Below are 17,746 nucleotides of genomic sequence, written 5' to 3'. Positions count from 1 at the left end.
AGTCCCGATGAATCTTCGACTCTCTTCCCTTCGGGCCATGTTTGCGCGCCCAGATACCGGCCGCCTTGCGGTCGCAGCCGCTTTGGCGTTGATGCTGGCTGGCGCCGCTTCGAGCAGCGCCATCGCCGCGCCCGTCGACGCAGCGAGCGCGCCGGACGGCGCTTCGGTATCCGCCTCCGGAACCGCGGCCGTCTCCTCTGCGACTGGGAGCCAATATACGGTGCGGCCCGGTCAGTCGCTGAACGACGTGGCGATTGCCGTCACGCAGTCACACGACCGCGCCACGCTTGCTCGCGCGGCCCGCGCGCTCTTCGACGCGAATCCGAGCGCGTTCATGGGCCACGATCCAAGCCGCATGCGATTGGGCTCAGTGCTGAACGTGCCAGCGCTGGACGCGTCCGGCGCGGTTGCTGCGTCTGCAGCGGGTCCGGCATCGGTGCCGACGGCTGACAACGGCTCGTCGTCGAATGCGGCAGTCGGATCCGGCGCAAGCAGCGCCGCGCCGGGCAATGCAGCAGCGGCGAGTACGGCAGGCGGGCAGAGCCCCGCTACGCAAGCTGCGACGTCGCCTGCGGTTCAGGGCTCAGCCAGCGACGCAAGCTCCGCTGTGACGAGCGACGCGGCATCGTCGGCTGCTGCTACTGCTGCCGGATCGCAAGCTGCATCGGCTGCGAGCGGCACGCATGTGTGGGCCGGCTCGGTCCAGCCCTCGGCAAGCGAGGCAGCCGCCGCCACCGGCGCCTCGCAGCCGCGCGCACAAGTGTCGAGCTTGCAGCAGTTGCTCGCGCTCAAGAATCGCGTGCTGATGGAGTTGCAGAAGCACGGCATCGGCAAGGCCCCAGCAGCGCCGGTCGCGCCTGTTGCAAGCGGCACGCAATCGGCAGCGGGCGCGTCGTCTGCCGCGGTCGTGCCCGGTCGTCCGGGTACGGCGACCACCACGTCGAACGATACGGGCATTTCGCAGACGAACCTCGCTATCGCGGCGGCGGTCGGCGCTGCGCTGGTCGTGCTGTTGACCGCCTTGCGTCTTGGCCGGCGCAAGCGTGAGCGTCTGGCGCAGGAGGAACACGCGGCGTCAGCGGACGGCATAGCGCCGTCCGGCGCGGCTGAGCAGCCTAATCGTGTTGTGCCTGCAGACGAGGTGGTCGAGCCTAACTTGACCGACGCCGCCGCCGCGCAGCATGCGGCCGCGATGGCCGCCGCCGAGCGCGAAGCTGCCGAGGGCGAAGCCGCCGCTCGCGAAATGTCGGAGCGTGTTGCCGCAGAGCGCGAGGCGGAAATTCGCGCAGCCGCTTCGCGCGAGGCTGAAGCGCGCCAGGCGGCAGAGCAGGGAGCAGCAGAGCGGGATACTGCGCAATTCGCTGCCGACCAGGTCGCGGGCGTGCGCGAGACGGCGCAGCCAGCCGGAGAGCATGAGCCATCGGCGGACTTCCCGGCGCCGAACGCCGACCTGAGCGACGACCACGCCGCGCCCGCGGAAGCCGCTGCGCTGGAACAACCCGAACCCCCGCCAGCGCAGGTTCACCACGAACTGGACGCTGCGACGACGGTCGCCAGCCTCGACGCCGCCGCCGAGCTAGGCGCCGACGCGCTGCCGCGCGCGCCGCTCGAGCCGCTCGAGCAGGTTAACGAAGCGTGGGAGCCGGAACCGCTTTCGCATCGTCTCGAATGGGACGACGAGCCGTTGCCGACCGAGCCGATGGAGCCGTTGAGTCCGCAGCCGCTGGCGACAACCGCGCAAGTCCACGACGATCAAGTCGACACGCCCGCGCAGCCGGCAGCGGCCGACCAGCCGCGCGTCCAGGCGCCGGCGGACTTCCCGCGCGACGCGCTCGATGCATTCGGCAGTCTCGATATGCCCTTGCCGCCGCGCGTGGACTCGGCGGCAGAAACCGTTCATGCGCCCGAGTCGCTGAGCACACAGCCCGTCGCGTCGCAGGAAGCAACGGCGCGCCAGGCCGTGCTGCCGCCCGATGCGGACGAAGCCCCGCATGCGGCGGACGAAATCGCAGCCGGGACCGCCGGCCGTGCTGCCGTGGCAGGTCTCGGTGCCGGCAACCTCGGTACAGCGGGCTTCGGCGCGCTGAAGCTCGATTTCGATCTGGAGTTGCCGCCAAGCCCGGCCCAGCCGTTACCGGCGTTCACGCCTGCCGACCTGGCCCGCATCGCGCGCAACAAGCTGGACCTGGCGGCCGAGTACATCGAACTGGGCGACCTTGCCGGCGCACGCACGCTGATTAACGAAGTGATCGAGTCAAACGATCCGGCCACGCGCAACGACGCCCGCGCGTTGCTCTCGACGCTCGCTCCGTTGTCGTGAAGCGGATTGCTTTAGGCGTCCAGTACGACGGTTCGGCGTTCTGCGGATGGCAGTCGCAACCGCATGGCAACACGGTTCAGGACGAGCTCGAAAAGGCGCTGCGCGAATTCGCACGGACGCCGGTGCACACCGTAGTCGCCGGCCGCACGGACACGGGCGTCCATGGGCTCGGCCAGGTCGTGCATTTCGATACGGAGCTCGATCGAGCGGACATTTCGTGGATTCGCGGGACGAACTCGTTTTTACCGAAGACGATCTCCGTGCAGTGGGCGAAGCCGATGCCGGAAGCGTTCCACGCGCGGTTTTCGGCGTTCGAGCGCACGTATCACTATCTGTTGTACGTGCATCCCGTGCGCTCGCCGATGCTCGCAGCGCGCGCCGGCTGGGTGCACACGCCGCTCGATATAGACGCGATGCGGGCGGCAGCGACCCTTTTGATCGGTGAACACGACTTTTCGGCGTTTCGCTCGTCGCAATGTCAGGCCAAGACGCCGGTCAAGCATCTGTACCAGATCGACATTCAGCAACAGGGCGACTTCATCCATTTCCGTTTCCGGGCGAACGCGTTCCTGCATCACATGGTGCGCAACCTGATGGGGTGCCTGGTCTATGTCGGCAAGGGTCGGCGCCCCGTCGCGTGGATGGCCGAAGTGCTCGCGAGCCGCGACCGCGAATGGGCGGCGCCAACCTTCATGCCGGACGGGTTGTATCTTGCGCAAGTGGGCTATCCTGAGCACTTCGCGGTGCCCGCGCCGCAGACCGGCAGCGTGCCGTGGAGTACCGTATGGAACGAGCAGGCACATCATGAACTTTGAAAATCACGGGACTGACAGCCTCGCGAACGAAGCCGGCGCTGCCGCGCCTGAGCAAGGCATTCCGCGGCGAACGCGCATCAAGCTGTGCGGGCTGTCGAAACCCGCCGACGTCAGCTGCGCGATAGATCTCGGCGCCGACGCCATCGGCCTCGTGTTCTACCCGCCGAGCCCGCGTTCGGTGAGCGTTGCGCAGGCCGTCGAGCTTGTGCATCAGGTGCCTCCGTTCGTGTCGGTGGTCGGCTTGTTCGTGAACCCCACGCCCGACTGGATGCGCGAGGTGGTCAGCAACGTCGGGCTTTCGCTGTTGCAGTTCCACGGCGACGAGACGGCGGACCAATGCGAATCGCTCGCCGGCGTTGCGGGTTTGCCTTGGTTGCGCGCGCTGCGAGTTGCGGCGGATACTCAACCGGCCGATTTGGTAAAATCGGCTCTCAACTATTCAGCTGCCAGCGGCTTTCTGTTCGACACCCATGTCGAAGGCTATGGCGGCGGCGGGAAGGTTTTCGATTGGTCACTTATTCCAGCAGAACTCGCGCGTCGGGCCGTTTTGAGTGGTGGGTTGAACGCGCAAAACGTCAGTGACGCGATCCATCGCGTGCGCCCGTACGCGGTCGATGTCTCGAGCGGCATCGAAGTACCGGGCGCCAGGGGCGTGAAAGATCACGCCCGGATGGCGGCATTCGTGCGCGCGGTGCGCGCGGCGGATGCCGGATGATTTCGCGGCGCGGCACCCCAAAAAATGCCGCGCGCCAGATATGAGTGATCACCATGTACAACTTGCCTGACGAAAGAGGCCATTTCGGCCAGTTTGGCGGCGTGTTCGTCGCTGAAACGCTTGTGCACGCGCTCGACGAGCTGCGTGCTGCCTACGAGAAATTCCAGAAAGATCCTCAGTTCGTCGCGGAATACGAGCGCGAACTGAAGTACTTCGTTGGTCGGCCCTCGCCGATTTACCACGCGCAGCGTTGGAGCGAACTGCTGGGCGGCGCGCAGATTTTTCTCAAGCGCGAAGACCTTAACCACACCGGCGCACACAAGATCAACAACGTGATCGGCCAGGCATTGCTGGCCAAGCGCATGGGCAAACCGCGCGTGATCGCCGAAACCGGCGCCGGCCAGCACGGCGTCGCCACGGCGACCATCGCCGCGCGTTTCGGCATGGAATGCGTGGTCTACATGGGCGCCGAAGACGTGCGCCGCCAAGCCGCGAACGTCTACCGGATGAAGCTGCTCGGCGCCTCGGTTGTGCCGGTGGAGTCGGGGTCGCGCACGCTGAAGGACGCGCTGAACGAAGCAATGCGCGACTGGGTGACGAACGTCGAAAACACGTTCTATATCATCGGCACGGTGGCGGGGCCGCATCCTTATCCGATGATGGTGCGCGACTTCCAGCGTGTGATCGGGGACGAGTGCAAAGTGCAGATGCCCGAACTCATCGGGCGGCAGCCGGACGCGGTGATCGCGTGCGTTGGCGGCGGTTCGAACGCTATGGGCATTTTTTACCCGTACATCGACGACACCGCGGTCGAGCTCATCGGCGTTGAAGCGGCGGGCGACGGCATCGAGTCGGGCCGTCACGCCGCCTCGCTGATCGGCGGCAGTCCAGGGGTTCTGCACGGCAACCGTACTTATCTGCTTCAGGACGAGAACGGGCAGATCATCGAGACACATTCAATCTCGGCGGGCCTCGATTATCCGGGCGTCGGCCCTGAGCATGCGTGGCTAAAAGAGATTAACCGCGCCCAATACGTTGGTATCACCGACGAAGAAGCGCTCAAGGCGTTCCACGACTGCTGCCGCATCGAGGGCATCATTCCGGCGCTGGAGTCCAGCCACGCGCTGGCTTACGCCACGAAGCTCGCGCCGACGCTGCCCAAAGACAAGCACCTTCTGGTGAACCTGTCGGGCCGCGGCGACAAGGACATGCACACGGTCGCCGAGCGATCGGGCATCCAGTTCTGAGCACCGCACCGATGCGGGACGAGTTCGACGAGCCGCAACCGGCGACCACTGAAATACCGCCGGCCGGCGCGCCGCTGACGCCTGGGGCGCCTGCTCTGCTTTTGCCGCAGGTGCCTGCGGGCATCCAGTTGCTGAACCGCGATTTTCTGACCGATGTAGCGAACATTCCCGACGGGTCGATCGACCTGATCCTATGCGATCCTCCATATGGGCTCGGCAAGGATTACGGCAACGACTCCGACATGCGAACCGGCGACGATTTTCTCGCCTGGACGCGTGGTTGGCTTGAGTTGGCAATCCCGAAGCTCAAGCCGTCGGGCTCGCTTTATATCTTTTGCACGTGGCAGTACGCGCCGGAAATCTTCAGCTTCCTGAAGACAAAGCTCACGATGATCAACGAAATCATCTGGGACCGGCGTGTGCCGAGCATGGGCGGAACGGTGCGCCGGTTTACTTCGGTGCATGACAACATCGGCTTTTTCGCGGTGTCGAAAGATTACTATTTCGACCTCGATCCCGTCCGCATCCCGTACGATGCAGTCACGAAGAAGGCGCGTTCGCGTAAGTTGTTCGAGGGCAGTAAGTGGCTGGAGCTTGGCTATAATCCAAAGGACGTCTGGTCTGTATCGAGGCTGCACCGGCAACACGCCGAGCGCGTCGATCATCCCACGCAAAAACCTTTGGAAATTGTCGAGCGAATGGTGCTGGCAAGTTGTCCGAAGGGCGGCCGCGTGCTCGATCCTTTCATGGGCAGCGGCACCACCGCAGTCGCTTGCGCCCGTCAGCAGCGCGAATTCGTCGGCTATGAGATCAATGAAAGTTACTGCGCGATAGCGCGCGAACGCGTGAGCGCGGCTGCTGCCGCGCCCGCAACGCGTCGGCCGGCCAAACCCAAGGCTCAGCGGCAAACCGAAGTTCAATGACGCAACGCACCGAGCGCCAGCGCAGCAGTCGCTTAATCGAGAATAACACCATGTCCCGTATCAAGAACACGTTCGACGCGCTGTCTGCGCAAGGCAAGAAAGGCCTGATTCCTTTCATGACGGCCGGCGATCCGGATCCAGCCCGCACGGTCGAATTCATGCACGCGCTTGCCGCCGGCGGCGCCGATGTGATCGAGCTCGGCGTGCCGTTTTCCGACCCAATGGCGGACGGTCCGGTCATCCAGCAGTCGTCCGAGCGGGCGCTCGCACACGGCGTGTCGCTGCGCCACGTGATCGCCGACGTGAAACGCTTCCGCGAGACCAACGACACCACGCCGGTCGTGCTGATGGGCTACGCCAATCCCATCGAACGCATGGGTGCGGAAGCCTTTGCGAAGGCAGCGAAAGAAGCGGGCGTCGACGGTGTGCTGGTAGTCGACTATCCGCCGGAAGAATGCGCTAACTTCGCCGAAAAAATGCGCGCGGCGGGCATCGACCCGATCTTTTTGCTGGCGCCCACGTCGACCGACGAACGTATTGCGGAAGTCGGCAAAATAGCCAGCGGCTACGTCTATTACGTCTCGTTGAAAGGCGTGACCGGAGCAGCAAATCTGGACGTTTCCAGCATCGCGAGTAAAATCCCGGCCATCAAGTCGCGCGTGCCCTTGCCGGTGGGCGTCGGTTTTGGCATCCGTGACGCCGAAACGGCGCGTCTCGTGGCCGAAGTATCCGACGCCGTTGTAATCGGCAGCCGTATCGTGCAATTGCTCGAGCAGACGGCTCCCGAAGCCGCCGCTGGGACGCTCACACGCTTCGTCGCCGAAGTGCGCGAAGCGCTCGATAGCGTCGCGACCGCCCGATAACAGTAATTTTGTCGTCTGTAGTGCGAGCGGCGGGTTTGTCCCGCCGTTTGCTCGACCGTTGACCCCAGAAGGATTGAATATGAGCTGGCTCGATAAGCTGCTGCCGCCGAAAATCAAACAAACCGACCCGAAAAACCGCAAGGGGATTCCGGAAGGCCTGTGGATCAAGTGCCCGTCGTGCGAAGCCGTGCTGTACCGCAACGACGTCGAGGCGAATCTGCACGTTTGCCCGAAGTGCGATCACCACATGCGTATCGGCGCGCGCGAGCGGTTGGACGGCTTGCTGGATCCTGAAGGCCGATACGAAATCGGTCAGGAAATCGTCCCGGTCGACGCGCTCAAGTTCAAAGACAGCCGCAAGTACCCGGACCGCCTGAAAGAGGCGATGGACGACACCGACGAAACCGACGCAATGGTCGTCATGGGCGGGGCGATTCACACGCTGCCAGTCGTCGTGGCCTGCTTCGAATTCTCGTTTATGGGTGGCTCGATGGGTTCGGTGGTCGGCGAGCGCTTCGCGCGCGGCGCCCAGAACGCGCTCGAGCAAAAAGTGCCGTTCATCTGCTTCACCGCTTCGGGCGGCGCGCGGATGCAGGAAAGCCTGCTTTCGCTGATGCAAATGGCGAAAACCACCGCCATGCTGACCAAGCTGGCCGAAGCCAAGCTGCCGTTCATCTCTGTGCTGACCGACCCGACCATGGGCGGTGTCTCGGCGAGTTTTGCGTTCCTCGGCGACGTCGTGATCGCGGAACCGAAGGCGCTGATCGGCTTCGCCGGCCCGCGTGTGATCGAACAAACGGTGCGTGAAAAACTGCCGGAAGGCTTCCAGCGCGCCGAGTTCCTGCTGACGAAGGGCGCCATCGACATGATCGTGGACCGTCGCAAGCTGCGGGAAGAACTCGCTCAATTGATGGCGTTGCTGAGCCATCAGCCGGCGGACGCCGTCGCGTAAGCGGCGCTTGACGGGAACAGCCCGTCGAACGCCGTCCTCGTTGAAAAGCAGTAAAAACAGCGCGCCGCGTGAGCAATCAAGCGGCGCGCTGCCATTTCCGGGATAATCACGGTCTCACCTGCAGCACCATGTGCCGTCCCGCGCATGTTCGTCGCACCGCTCAATGATTTTCTCGCGATTCACCCGATGACCACATTCCCCACCCTCGACGCGTGGCTCACGCACCTTGAATCCGCGCATCCGGTCGGCATCGACATGGGTCTCACGCGCATCAGTCAGGTGCGCGACGCGATGGAACTGTCGTTCGCGTGCCCGGTGATCACGGTCGGCGGAACGAACGGCAAGGGCTCGACTTGCGCGATCCTCGAATCGATCCTGCTGCGCGCCGGTTTTACCGTGGGTTGTCATACTTCTCCGCATTTGCTGTCGTTCAACGAGCGCGCGCGGATAAACGGCGAGATGGCGAGCGACGCCGAACTGCTGTCGCACTTCGAAAAGGTCGAAACCGCACGGGCGAGCCTTGCCGAGCCGGTCTCGCTCACTTACTTCGAATTCACGACGCTGGCGATCATGAGCCTATTTGCGTCGCGCGGACTGGACGCGGTGATTTTCGAAGTCGGTCTGGGTGGCCGCCTCGACGCGGTGAACATTCTGGACACCGATTGCGCGATCATCACGAGCATCGACATCGACCACACGGAATACCTCGGCGACACGCGAGAGAAAATCGCGCTCGAGAAGGCTGGCATTTTCCGGGCGGGCAAGCCGGCGATCTGCGCGGACCCGGTCCCGCCGCAAACGCTGATCGACTATGCCGCGCAGATTGGCGCCGAATTGTGGTTATTCGGCCGCGATTTCCGCTACGAAGGGCAGGCCGGCAGCGAGCGCCAGCAATGGAGCTACGTCGGCCCGACGCTGCGCCGGTCCGCGCTCGCCTATCCGGCGCTGCGCGGCGCGAATCAGTTGATCAATACCTCCGCGGCGCTGGCCGGGCTGGAGGCACTCCGCGACCGTCTGCCGGTCTCGGCCCAGGACATCCGGCTCGGTCTCGCGAACGTCGAATTGCCCGGACGTTTCCAGGTCCTGCCGGGCAAACCGGCAGTCGTGCTGGACGTCGGCCACAATCCGCATGCAGCCGCCGTGCTGAGCCAGAACCTCGGCAACATGGGCTTTTTTCCGTACACGTACGGCGTGTTCGGCATGATGGGCGATAAGGATATTGCCGGCGTGCTCGCGCACCTGAAGGGCGAGATCGACCACTGGTGTGTGACCGATTTGCCGACGCCGCGAGCGGCATCGGCGGAAGAACTGGAAGCCGCCTTGCACGCGCAAGGCGTGGGCGACAGCGCCGACAGCACTGTGACGCGCTACGCCACGCCTGCCGAGGCGTACCAAGATGCGCTAAAGCGGGCGTCAGAGAATGATAGAATCGTGGTTTTCGGCAGTTTCTATACGGTAGCCGGCGTTATGGCCTACCGTAAATCGCAGCAACACTGAACGGGCGCCACGCTCGAACCAAGCGATTCATGGGAATTTTCTCGTTCGGCAAGAAAGACGACGCGCCCAGCCGGCGCGACGCAAACACCAGTTCCACCCGGGCTGCCCGTAGCGAGCGCGTGGAGCGGCGAACCCGCCGCACGGAGCGCACCGTCGACGCCGATGCGATGCTGCTCGACCCCACGTTGCCCGAAAAGCAGCGCGCGCGGCGTCGGCTGGTTGGTGCAATCGCAATGGTCGTAGCGGCGGTGGTCGTGCTGCCCATGGTGCTCGACTCGCATCCGAAGCCTGTCACAGACGACATCTCCATCGACATTCCGAGTCGCCCGGCGCCCAAGCTCGCGCGGCGCGAGGAAGACACTCAGGCTGGCGTAGCGCCGGACAATCCGACGCCCGACTCAGCGCTCACGGCTTCAGGCCTCGCGCCCGCTACTTCGTCTGCGCAAACGCAGTCAGGCGGCGCAAAGAAGAACGCGACGCAGGAAGCAAAGCAGGACGCCAAGCCGGCGGAAGCGAGCACGAATCCTGCGCCCGCCGCCAAGCCGGCTGTGAAGCCGCAGGCACCCGCCGTTGCCGCCAACGCCGCGCCTGCACCTGCGCCAGCCACCGCGGCGCCAGCCGTTGCCGCGAAGCCGGCCAGCAAGCCGGCACCGCACAGCAATGCAACGTCCGCCGCGCCATCGGCGGAGGAATCCAACGCCGTCGCCAATACGGACGCGAATTCGGGAACGCCGGCGTCGCCGCCGGGCAGCCGTTTCGCTGTGCAGCTCGGCGCTTTTGCAAACGAAGCGAATGCGCGCAGTTGGGCAACCAAGTTGAAAGCGGCCGGAGTGCCCGCATATACCGAACATCGGAAACAGGCTGACGGCACAACGCTCACACTTTTGCGTGCCGGCCCGTTTGCGGACCGGGCAGCGGCAAGTGCCGCAATTGCAAAGGTTCGTGAGGCCGGCCTGTCGTCGGGCGCGAACAACGGCGCTGCACAGTAAGCGAGCGATGTTCACTGCCTTCGACTACGCTGTAATGGCGGTGATCGGTTTGTCGGCCTTGCGCGGCACGTGGCGCGGGTTTTTGTCCGAAGTGTTCGGGCTTATCGGCTGGATTGCGGCGTTTTTCATTGCTTGCCGCTTCGTCGGTTATGTCGTGCCGTATATCCCGTCCACGTGGCCGGGCGGCGCGCTGACACAGTGGCTGCTGGCCTTCGCGTTGGTGGCGATCGGTGTGGTGCTGGTGGCGAGCGTGCTGAACGCGCTGCTTGGCCGCATCGTGCAGGCTACCGGCCTGAGCGGCGTGGACCGCTCGCTCGGTTTGATGTTCGGCCTCGTGCGTGGGGTCGTTCTGGTGCTGATTCTGGTCGCCCTCGCAGGCTTGACCGAATTGCCCCAACAGGAATTCTGGCGCAACGCCTTGCTGCGGCCATATGCGGTAGAGGGCGTGCACGTAATGAAACCGCTGCTTCCGGAGACGCTCGCTGCCTACGTCCGCGTGTGACGAGCAATTGAGTGTCTAAGGAACGCCGCAGGAATCCGGCTCAAACCGGCTGCCTCTACATCATGTCGCGAACCCGCGCGTCATATCGTGCGCTTGCGAGGCACCGGCCGCTCTGACGAATTTCGTACCTTTGAAGGACATGCCATGTGCGGCATCGTAGGCGTAGTTTCCCATTCTCCGGTCAACCAGCTGATCTATGACAGCCTGCTGCTCCTGCAGCACCGCGGTCAGGACGCCGCCGGCATCGCCACGGCGAACGGCAGCAATTTCCACATGCACAAGGCCAACGGCATGGTGCGCGACGTGTTCCGCACGCGCAACATGCGCAGCCTGCCGGGCAACACCGGCATCGGCCAGGTGCGCTACCCGACCGCCGGCTCGGCGTCGAGCGAAGAAGAAGCCCAGCCGTTCTACGTGAACGCGCCGTTCGGCATCATCCTCGCGCACAACGGCAATCTGACCAACTGGCAGCAACTGAAAGATGAGATGTTCCGCATCGATCGCCGCCACATCAACACGAATTCCGACACGGAAGTCATGCTCAACGTGCTCGCGCACGAATTGCAGCTTTCGAGCTCGGGCCTGCAACTGGATCCGGCTGCGCTCTTCAAGGCCGTGTCGGGTGTGCATCGCCGGGTGCGCGGTTCGTATGCGATTGTTTCGCTGATCGCCGGCTACGGCCTGCTCGGCTTCCGCGACCCGTTCGGCATTCGCCCGCTTTGCCTCGGCAAGCAGGAAACGGCGGAAGGCGTCGAATGGATTCTCGCGTCGGAGTCGGTGGCGATCGAAGGTATCGGTTTTGAATTCGTGCGCGATATCGCGCCGGGCGAAGCGATTTTCATCGACATCGAGGGCAATCTGCATTCGCAGCAGTGCGCGACGAACCCCAGCTTGAACCCGTGCATTTTCGAGCTCGTGTATCTGGCGCGTCCGGATTCGGTGCTCGACGGCGTGCCGGTCTACAACGTGCGCCTGCGCATGGGTGACTATCTCGCCGAGAAGATCAGGCGCGAGCTGCCTGACGTCGCAATCGACGTCGTGATGCCGATTCCCGACTCGTCCCGTCCGGCCGCAATGCAGGTCGCAAAGAAGCTGGGCGTCGAGTATCGCGAAGGTTTCTTCAAGAACCGTTATGTCGGCCGCACGTTCATCATGCCGGGCCAGGCGGTGCGCAAGAAGTCGGTGCGCCAGAAGCTGAACGCCATGGGCATCGAGTTCAAGGGCAAAAACGTGCTGATCGTGGACGACTCTATCGTGCGCGGCACCACCTCGCACGAAATCGTGCAGATGGCGCGCGATGCCGGCGCGAACAAGGTGATTTTTGCTTCGGCCGCGCCGCCGGTGAAATTCCCGAACGTCTACGGTATCGACATGCCGACGCGCGGCGAGCTCGTCGCTCATGGCCGTTCGGACGAAGAAGTGGCACGCATGATCGGCGCGGACCATCTCGTCTATCAGGACGTCGACGCGCTCAAGCAAGCTGTTCGCGACATCAATCCTGCGCTGAAGGAGTTCGAGGCGTCGTGTTTCGACGGCAACTACGTGACCGGCGACGTGACCACGGAGTATCTCGACCGCATCGAAACCGCGCGTCTCGCACCGTCTTCGCAGTCGGATCGCGACGCCGCGAGCGAAGCGATCGACGGCGGCGGTCCAGCGCGCTCGCAGCTGCATTTGCAGTTGTCGGTGGGCTGAGTTCAGCGCTGGCGTTCGCGGCATGGCGCGCCTCGCTGCACGCCGCGCCGCGAGCGTGTTAGCATGGCAGCTTGCGTCGATTTGATCTCAGCTTGCGGACGCGGGGCAACCCAAAACAGCTAAAGCGAATGGTGGGCAAGCCGCAACCATCCGCCTCCGCTCCAGCTTTCCCCGCATATGAAGCCCGCTTGTACCGACGCAAAAGCGCCGGCACAGAAGCGGGCTTTTTTGTTGCTGCCGTTCGGCCGCGGTTTCGTTGCATACAACCGCATACTAGCCGCACACCGAACGCAGTCATGGAACATTGGAAACCACAACGAACATGGACGACTCCCTGAACTTCGATACGCTGGCAGTCCGCTCGGGCACGGTGCGCAGCGACTTCAACGAGCATTCGGAAGCGATATTCCTGACGTCGAGCTTCGTCTTCGCGAGCGCAGCGGACGCCGCCGAACGCTTCAAGAATTCCGAGGACTATTACACGTATTCGCGCTTCACCAACCCGACCGTCTCGATGTTCCAGGACCGTCTGGCCGCGCTCGAAGGCGGCGAAGCGTGCATGGCGACTGCTTCGGGCATGGCGGCGATCATGTCCGTCGTGATGTCCACGCTGCAAGCGGGCGACCACCTGGTCAGTTCGCAGGCGTTGTTCGGTTCCACGCTCGGCATGTTCTCGCAGATTTTCAGCAAGTTCGGCATCACCACTACGTTTGTCGATCCGACCAATCTGGACGCGTGGAAAAACGCCGTGCGTCCGGAGACGAAAATGTTCTTCCTCGAAACGCCGTCGAATCCGCTGACCGAGGTTGCCGACATTGAAGCAATCAGCAAGATCGCCAAAGCCGCCAATGCGTTGTTCGTGGTCGACAACTGTTTCTGCAGCCCGGCCTTGCAACAGCCGCTCAAGCTTGGCGCCGACGTCGTCATGCATTCGGCCACCAAGTTCCTCGACGGCCAAGGGCGTGTGCTGGGCGGCGCGCTGGTCGGCTCGAAGAAGTTCATCATGGAAAAGGTGTTTCCGTTCGTGCGGAGCGCCGGGCCGACCTTGTCCGCCTTCAACGCATGGGTGTTGCTCAAGGGCATGGAAACGCTGTCGCTGCGCGTCGAAAAGCAGTCGGCGAACGCGCTCGAAATTGCACGCTGGCTCGATGACCATCCCGCCGTAAAACGCGTGTTTTATCCTGGCCTCGAATCGCATCCGCAACACGCGCTGGCCATGCGTCAGCAGAAGGCGGGCGGCGCTATCGTCTCGTTCGAGTTGAAGGGCGACACGCCGAAACAGATGCGAGCGAACGCCTGGCGCGTAATCGACAGCACGAAAATCTGCTCGATCACCGGCAATCTCGGCGACACACGCACGACTATCACCCATCCGGCGACGACAACGCATGGCCGCGTGACACCCGAAGCGCGCGCTGCTGCAGGCATTACGGAAGGCTTGATTCGTCTCGCCGTGGGGTTGGAGAACGCAGCGGATATCCGGGCCGATCTGGAGCGCGGTCTGGCAGGCTGAGGCAGTCTGCGTTATCGAAAAGAGTGGTACATGGCGCGCTGAGATGGTCGGTCAGCGCGCCTTTTTCATGCCCCAAAGCGTGGCGTGTCACCGCGTCATTGGTCAACGCTCAACTGCGCGACGCTCAATGCCGCAACGCTCGCCATTGACCGGGCGCGAGACCAAACCGTCGCGTGAACGCGTGCGTATAAGCGCTCTGATCGCCGAAGCCGATGTCCAACGCAATGTCAGTCAGCGAAAGCCGCGGATCGGCGAGTAGCGTGAGCGACGTATCGAGCCGCAGCCGCTGCAAATAGCGATGCGGCGTTTCGCCGAACGCTTCTATAAAAAGCTGGTGAAAGCGCCGCATGCCGAAGCCGCAGTGCGCGGCGAGATCGGCGATACGTAGCGGCTCTGATAAATGCGCGCGCAGCCAGCGGTCGATTCTCGCGAAGTCGAGTCCCGCGGCCGGCGCGTCGGCGTCGGTGCATTTCATCGCCGCGCCCGCCACCAGCGCCGCGCCCAGACGTGCGGCAGCATCCCAATGGAAACGACGGGCGTCGAGATCGTCCGCCGGCGCACCGTTCGCGGCCCGCGACGCAATGCGCTGAATAAGTTCGGTAAGCGGCGCGTCGACGGCGACGGCTCGCGCACGGTCAAACAGACGCTCGGGCACAGCGAGCGTCGTAGCCGGAAGATCCAGCACCAGCTGCCGGTTCTCGCCGAGGCCCGCGTAATCGTGCCGCGCGCCCGCGGGAATGAGCCAGGCGCAGTGTGCGTCGATGCGTTGCGCGACACCGTCCACCGACATCACCATCGCGCCATGGAGCCCGAGTACGACCTGGTGAAAGTCGTGCACGTCCGACGCTTGCGCCGCCTCGAAGCGGCGCAGCGAAACGCTCGGTGCGGTAACAACGGCGTGCGTCATCGGAAAGGCGCCATGGCGAACAGCAACGACGATTTAGACGTCGAGCAATTCGACTTCGAACACGAGCGTCGCGTTGGGCGGAATCACGCCGCCTGCGCCACGCACGCCGTAGCCGAGTTGCGGCGGAATGGTCAGCTTGCGCGTTCCGCCGACCTTCATGCCTTGCACGCCTTCGTCCCAGCCCTTGATGACCATGCCGCCGCCCAGCACGAACGCAAACGGATCATTGCGGTCCTTGCTCGAGTCGAACTTCTGGCCGTCGGTCAGCCAGCCGGTGTAGTGCACGCTGACGGTCTTGCCAGCAACCGCTTCCGCGCCCGTTCCTTCAACGATGTCTTCATACTTCAAGCCGGATTCGGTAGTCACAGTCGACATATGTCGCTCCTCAGTTCAAAACGTGAAACCGACATTGTAGGCGCGTTGACGTGGTGCGGTCGAACAATGCCGCGTGGCACGACGATTGCGTTCCAGCCGTCCATCCGGCCAGGGTGGTGACGCCCGGCGGCATGCCTATAATGGGGCTCCCCAATCATGATGCATTGCCAGAGAGGTCGATCGTGACAACGTCTTCAACCGGATCCGCTGGCGCACAACCGGTGACTTCCGGCTTCGCCGTATCCGAACGCACCGCGCATTTGCGCGCTGAAACCGCGCTGTTCATGCGCGACCACGTGCTCTCGCTGGTATCGCACGATCTGCGTGGTCCGTTGAACGCTATCCATAGCTGGGCTTACGTGCTCGAACGTAAGCTCGACGCCAACGATCCCAATTCGCAGCGCGCGGTCACCGGCATCCGAAATGGCGTCGATCAGCAGGTCAAGCTGCTCGAAACGATTGTCGACGCCACGCGCGCGGAAACCAAAACGCTCGCGCTCGTTTATGAGCCGTTCCCGCTTCATCCGCTGCTCGATGAAACCGCCGAAGAGGTGCGCTCGGCACTCGCGCGTTCGCGACGCGTGGAGATCGCAATCAACTCGCAGCTCGCCACCGAGCAACTGAATGGCGATCGCGAGCGTCTTGCCGCTGCGCTGTGGCTGATGCTCACGTTTGCCGTCGAATCCAGCGCAGAAGGCGCGACTGTCACGCTGGAATCGCGCGCGGATGCGACCAGCTGGCATGCGGCTGTCACGTACCAGACGAGCGCCGCACTGGACGATCCGTCGCTGCCTCATGTGCTCGAAGCGTTCGCGCGCAAGCAGGCCCGGGAAACGCGGGAAGCTAACCGCATCGCATGGGTACTTGCGCTCTGCAAGCGTGTCGCGCAGGCGCACGGCGGCAGCTTCGACCAGCATGACGCCACTGAAACCGCGCCGGCCACGCTCGCTTTGCGTGTTCCGTTGAGCGCTTCGTCGCCCCGATGAACGGCCGCGCCTTGCACGTGTTGTTCGCGATTAACTTTTCGGCGAGCTTTCAACCTCTATACTGACAACTTTTGTCGCCGGAGCTCTCCGCCTTGATCCAGGTTGTCGCCCTTATCGGTGCGTTGTTTCTCGTCGCCCTGAACGGTTTCTTTGTTGCGGCTGAATTCGGCCTGGTCAAATTGCGGCAGACGCGCGTGCAGAGCCTCGCCGAAAGGCACGGCATGCGCGGACGGCTGCTTGCCAAGGTGCATGGCCGCCTCGACGCTTATCTGTCGGCCTGTCAGTTGGGCATTACGCTCGCGTCGCTCGGCCTGGGCTGGATCGGCGAGCCTGCGTTTGCCGAACTGCTCACGCCGCTTTTCAGCCTCGCCGGCGTGGAATCCGAGAAACTGATCCACGGCATTTCGCTTTTCTTCGCGTTTTCGTGTATTTCGTTTCTGCATATCGTGGTGGGAGAACTTGCGCCGAAGTCGCTCGCAATTCGCGAAGCGGAGAAGGTCTCTCTGTGGGCCGCCACGCCGTTGTACGGCTTTTATTGGGCAATGTATCCGGCCATCTGGGTGCTCAACACAAGTGCCAATGCGGTGCTGAGGCTCGCCGGTCTGAACGCCGACCATGCACACGACTCCCACTATTCCACCGACGAGCTGAAGCTGATTCTGCGCAGCCGCCGCACCAACGTTGCATCGGAACGCGGCGCACCGGAAGACGCGTATAGCCAGGACGAGTGGAACACCATTGCGCATTCGCTGGACTTTTCGCGCATGACGGTGTCCGACCTGATGCGGCCGTCGTACGAAATGATCGGCTTGCGGCTGGACTTGCCGCTGCGCGAGAACATGCAGGTCGTGGCGCGGCATCGCTTTAGCCGCTACCCGTTGTTCGAAGACGCCTCAGGCGAGCGCGTAGCCGGCATGATCCATTTGAAGGACCTGCTGCTGGCCCGCCACGCCGGCAGTACGCTCGACGATCTCTCGCAGTACGCGCGCCCAGTTCAATACGTCAAGCCGGAAATGCCGGCGCTCGAACTGTTTCGCCGCTTCCGCAAAGGAGCGCCGCACTTCGCGCTGGTCGGTCACAAGAACTCGAAGCCTATCGGTTTCCTCACGCTCGACAACCTGCTCGGCGCGCTGGTCGGCCAGATTCACGACGAGTTCCGTCAGGGCGACGCCGACTGGACTCGCATGGACGACGGCACGTTGATGGGCAAGGGCAGCTTGCCGGTCGTGTCGCTGGAGCGCGCGCTGGGTATCGACATCGATGAAGGCAAGGCCGAATCGGTTGGCGGTCTCGTCATTCAGGCGCTCAACGATCTGCCTACAGAAGGGCAGCGAGTCGAATTCGATCGCTTCGACGTCGTCGTGAAAAAGATGAAGGGTCCGCGCATCGTGCTGGTGCGGGTGTACCCCAAGGTATTCGACGACGAAGGCGGCTAGAGTCTCACGAC

At 63.5% G+C, this 17,746-nt stretch carries 16 protein-coding genes; 14 read left to right on the top strand and 2 right to left on the bottom strand.

Going from position 1 to position 17,746, the window contains the following annotated elements; translation table 11 throughout:
* Nucleotides 1-7: 7 nt before the first annotated feature.
* The 12 genes from ACTJLB_RS28555 (at nt 8) to ACTJLB_RS28500 (ending at nt 14,031) form a co-directional block, all read left to right on the top strand.
* The gene (locus ACTJLB_RS28555; protein WP_440785260.1) at nt 8-2,320 is read left to right on the top strand and encodes a FimV/HubP family polar landmark protein; all 2,313 of its coding nucleotides are present in this window, start codon (nt 8-10) and stop codon (nt 2,318-2,320) included.
* Entirely contained in the window at nt 2,317-3,135 is an 819-nt protein-coding gene (gene truA, locus ACTJLB_RS28550) for a tRNA pseudouridine(38-40) synthase TruA (RefSeq protein ID WP_440785259.1), read from the top strand. The genes ACTJLB_RS28555 and truA overlap by 4 nt, the downstream gene beginning before the upstream one ends.
* Nucleotides 3,125-3,850: a phosphoribosylanthranilate isomerase gene (locus ACTJLB_RS28545; RefSeq protein WP_087752690.1), complete on the top strand. Its 726-nt coding sequence runs from the start codon at nt 3,125-3,127 to the stop codon at nt 3,848-3,850. The genes truA and ACTJLB_RS28545 overlap by 11 nt, the downstream gene beginning before the upstream one ends.
* A gap of 53 nt (nt 3,851-3,903) precedes the next feature.
* Nucleotides 3,904-5,097: a tryptophan synthase subunit beta gene (trpB, locus tag ACTJLB_RS28540; protein ID WP_088176558.1), complete on the top strand. Its 1,194-nt coding sequence runs from the start codon at nt 3,904-3,906 to the stop codon at nt 5,095-5,097.
* Nucleotides 5,098-5,108: 11 nt separating this feature from the next.
* Entirely contained in the window at nt 5,109-6,020 is a 912-nt protein-coding gene (locus ACTJLB_RS28535) for a DNA-methyltransferase (protein ID WP_408425275.1), read from the top strand.
* Nucleotides 6,021-6,070: 50 nt separating this feature from the next.
* Nucleotides 6,071-6,883 (top strand): tryptophan synthase subunit alpha, encoded by an 813-nt coding sequence (gene trpA / locus ACTJLB_RS28530; protein WP_440785258.1) that lies wholly within the window; start codon nt 6,071-6,073, stop codon nt 6,881-6,883.
* A 79-nt stretch (nt 6,884-6,962) separates the two neighbouring features.
* On the top strand, nt 6,963-7,835 hold the full coding sequence (gene accD, locus ACTJLB_RS28525) for an acetyl-CoA carboxylase, carboxyltransferase subunit beta (RefSeq protein ID WP_012428630.1): 873 nt from the start codon (nt 6,963-6,965) through the stop codon (nt 7,833-7,835).
* A gap of 186 nt (nt 7,836-8,021) precedes the next feature.
* Nucleotides 8,022-9,332: a bifunctional tetrahydrofolate synthase/dihydrofolate synthase gene (gene folC, locus ACTJLB_RS28520; protein ID WP_440785257.1), complete on the top strand. Its 1,311-nt coding sequence runs from the start codon at nt 8,022-8,024 to the stop codon at nt 9,330-9,332.
* 29 nt (nt 9,333-9,361) lie between these two features.
* Complete coding sequence (locus ACTJLB_RS28515; RefSeq protein ID WP_440785256.1) at nt 9,362-10,321, top strand: SPOR domain-containing protein; 960 nt, start codon at nt 9,362-9,364, stop codon at nt 10,319-10,321.
* A 7-nt stretch (nt 10,322-10,328) separates the two neighbouring features.
* On the top strand, nt 10,329-10,823 hold the full coding sequence (locus ACTJLB_RS28510) for a CvpA family protein (RefSeq protein WP_020071047.1): 495 nt from the start codon (nt 10,329-10,331) through the stop codon (nt 10,821-10,823).
* A gap of 144 nt (nt 10,824-10,967) precedes the next feature.
* Nucleotides 10,968-12,518: an amidophosphoribosyltransferase gene (gene purF, locus ACTJLB_RS28505; RefSeq protein ID WP_020071046.1), complete on the top strand. Its 1,551-nt coding sequence runs from the start codon at nt 10,968-10,970 to the stop codon at nt 12,516-12,518.
* Nucleotides 12,519-12,840: 322 nt separating this feature from the next.
* A complete protein-coding gene (locus ACTJLB_RS28500) occupies nt 12,841-14,031 on the top strand; it encodes an O-succinylhomoserine sulfhydrylase (RefSeq protein WP_440785254.1) in 1,191 nt (396 codons plus the stop codon).
* Between the two features lie 124 nt (nt 14,032-14,155).
* On the opposite strand, the gene ACTJLB_RS28495 is transcribed toward ACTJLB_RS28500, so the two are convergent.
* Nucleotides 14,156-14,938 carry an AraC family transcriptional regulator gene (locus ACTJLB_RS28495; protein WP_020071044.1) on the bottom strand — a complete coding sequence of 261 codons (783 nt, stop codon included), beginning with the start codon at nt 14,936-14,938 and terminating at the stop codon, nt 14,156-14,158.
* 33 nt (nt 14,939-14,971) lie between these two features.
* A complete protein-coding gene (locus ACTJLB_RS28490; RefSeq protein ID WP_006047612.1) occupies nt 14,972-15,313 on the bottom strand; it encodes an FKBP-type peptidyl-prolyl cis-trans isomerase in 342 nt (113 codons plus the stop codon).
* 182 nt (nt 15,314-15,495) lie between these two features.
* Between ACTJLB_RS28490 and ACTJLB_RS28485 the strand changes: the two genes are divergently transcribed.
* Complete coding sequence (locus tag ACTJLB_RS28485) at nt 15,496-16,299, top strand: sensor histidine kinase (RefSeq protein WP_087752729.1); 804 nt, start codon at nt 15,496-15,498, stop codon at nt 16,297-16,299.
* Nucleotides 16,300-16,391: 92 nt separating this feature from the next.
* On the top strand, nt 16,392-17,735 hold the full coding sequence (locus ACTJLB_RS28480; protein WP_020071042.1) for a hemolysin family protein: 1,344 nt from the start codon (nt 16,392-16,394) through the stop codon (nt 17,733-17,735).
* The last annotated feature ends 11 nt before the right edge of the window (nt 17,736-17,746 follow it).

Origin of the sequence: Paraburkholderia sp. 22098 (genome assembly GCF_052045935.1) — a bacterium.
Lineage (GTDB): Bacteria > Pseudomonadota > Gammaproteobacteria > Burkholderiales > Burkholderiaceae > Paraburkholderia > Paraburkholderia caledonica.
Note: the sequence above shows the minus strand (reverse complement) of the source record. Positions and strands in the feature narration are given on the sequence as shown.